Origin of the sequence: Mediterranea sp. ET5, assembly GCF_023337025.1 — a bacterium.
Classification (GTDB): Bacteria; Bacteroidota; Bacteroidia; order Bacteroidales; family Bacteroidaceae; genus Phocaeicola_A.
This window is the reverse complement of sequence record NZ_JAMBLN010000039.1, coordinates 1-2402: the sequence shown is the minus strand read 5'-3', so window position 1 is coordinate 2402 and position 2402 is coordinate 1. Positions and strand designations below refer to the sequence as shown.

1 protein-coding gene is annotated in these 2402 nt (G+C 51.0%); it reads left to right on the top strand.

The annotated features are described in order from the left end of the window. Positions 1-138 precede the first annotated feature (138 nt). Positions 139-2402, top strand: a 2264-nt coding sequence (locus M3087_RS14235) for an outer membrane beta-barrel family protein (protein ID WP_249096838.1), incomplete at its 3' end; no start/stop codon positions are given.

The following is a 2402-nucleotide window of genomic DNA, read 5'->3' as shown; positions in this document are numbered from 1 at the left end:
CGTTAAATAATGTTTCACAAGTAAAGAAAAAGCACCATACTGGTGCCCGAAAATTTTTCTCAAACGTACTATAAATAAAGAGAGCAATGTGTGGATGAGAGAAAAGGACCTTATTCAATCTGTATAAAAAAAAGCGTTATGAGAAAGGCGTTACTGATTTTTATCCTGCTTCCGCTGTCACTGGTGGCGCAGGTGCTGAGAGAGAGTCCCGGACAAGTGGAAGTATCGGGGAGAGTGATAGACCAAGGTGCCAAGGTGTTGCCGGGTGCAAATGTCGTGTTCCGGAACCTGATGGATACAACCGCAGTAATAAAAGCAGTAACGGATGCAAAAGGCACGTTCACGGTGCAATTGTCGCCTGACACCTACGAGCTGCGTGTCTCCTACCTGGGCTACCAACCGTTCACGTCACACGTGGAAGCCCGCCAATCCATGTCGGTGAATGACATCCGGCTGGTGGAGAGTGCCACGACATTGAAAGAATTTACCGTCGTGGGACGCAGCCTGACGTACAATGTGGAAGGATATAAGCTGAATGTGGAAAACAACGCGCTTTTCAAGCAGCAGGATTTGGACCGGATACTCCTCTTCCTGCCCGGTGCCATGAGGGAGAAAGACAATCTGAAGATTTACGGAAAGATGGTGGGAAAGGTGTACATCAACCGCAGGGAAATCAAACTCACGGGAAAAGACCTCCTGGACTATCTCCAGAACTACCACGGCAAGAATGTGAAGGAAATTCAAGTCATTACTTCTGCCGGAGCAAACGAGAGCGCGGCGATAGGCGGCACCGCCGTACTGAAAATCATCACGACGAAGATTGAAGACGGAGGTATGCTGTCCATGAGAGCTTCGGGAAGCTACAACAAGCAAAGTCAGACTTACGGCAATCCATCGCTGATCGTACAGCAACGCAGCGGCAAATGGTCTGTCTACGGAGAGGCATCTATGGTGGCAAACAAGAATAAGAGCAACAGTGAAAGCAAGACCTTGTTTACCGATTCCGGAGCGGGGAAGCAGGAATGGTCAAGCTCCGTCAGGAGGCAAAAGCCGTCTCCGGCATACACCGTGGGAGCGGGCTACGACCTTACACCCGATGACATCCTGACGTTGGAAGTCGGCTATCACGGATACAAATCAGAATATGAATCGTCTGCCCGGATTCAAAACTTGCAGAACGATGTGGTAACGGGAGAAGAACACAACCTCGGATTGTCGGACAGCGACAGCCGGCGGGCTTCCGTCTCCATGGACTATGTGCATACGTGGAAAACGGGCGAACTGGCCTTCGCAGGGTCTTACTCCGATTCACATTCTTCGGACGACAGCAGACGCTGGCGGGAGGGGAATGCCGAGCTGTGGAGCAGCACGGAAGCCGCTTCCAGCGACTATGCATCCCTCTATACCAAGTTGGATTTCGAACAACGTTTCCAGGCGTTGCAAGGCAAGTTGAAGGCAGGAGTAGCATTTTCCAACTGGGACAATGACAGCCACACCGACAACCTCCTGATGGAAGATGGCAGGGAATCTCCTTATGGCACCTACGACGACGTGTACACCTACAAGGAGCAGACGTTGGGCATGTACGGGAGCTATGACTTCATGATCAAGAGCTTCAGCGCATCGTTGGGACTGCGCTATGAGTTTACCAAGATTTCGCCGAACTCAACGTTGGCACCGGAAGCAAACTACACGAGTTACTATCGCAATTTTTTCCCAAACGTGCGTCTGAATTATACCATCAATCCCATGAAAGGGCACAACATCAACCTGTCGTACGCCCGCAAGATCCAGTTCCCCTTCATGAACATGCTCAATCCGGGAACGAAGTGGAGCAACGAATACAGCTACTCCAAGGGCAATCCCTACCTGAAGCCCATGTGCGGCAACGAAGTGACGGGCATCCTGTCACTCTTTGGCAACTATTCCCTGTCGGTGACGTATGCCGAGTCGCCCCTGTTCCAGCTGCTCTATTCGAAGGAGGAAGGACGTGATATCTACTATTCGACCTACGAGAATGGAGGAAAGGACAAGTTCTGGGTCATCGGGTTGAGTGCCGTACAGTTCATCTCGCCCAAGTGGATGGTCAACGCCACGGTGAACCGCACGTATGTGACGACATCCTATCAGTCACAAAATCATCGGGCAAAAAACTGGAACATCACCTTGTCATCGACGAACAACCTGCCTTGGGGACTCAACCTGAACACCAATCTGTTTTATGTTTCTCCGACAGAAGGCATCCATCTGGACACGGGACGTGCACTGAACATCTCGGCTTCGCTGAGCAAATCGTTCTTGAAGGACCGTCTGACAGCAACGATTGACTATGGTTACAGCCCGGAAATGAGCGGACGCATCCATACAGCCGGCGTTGTGAACAACTATGACTCCGATTACTC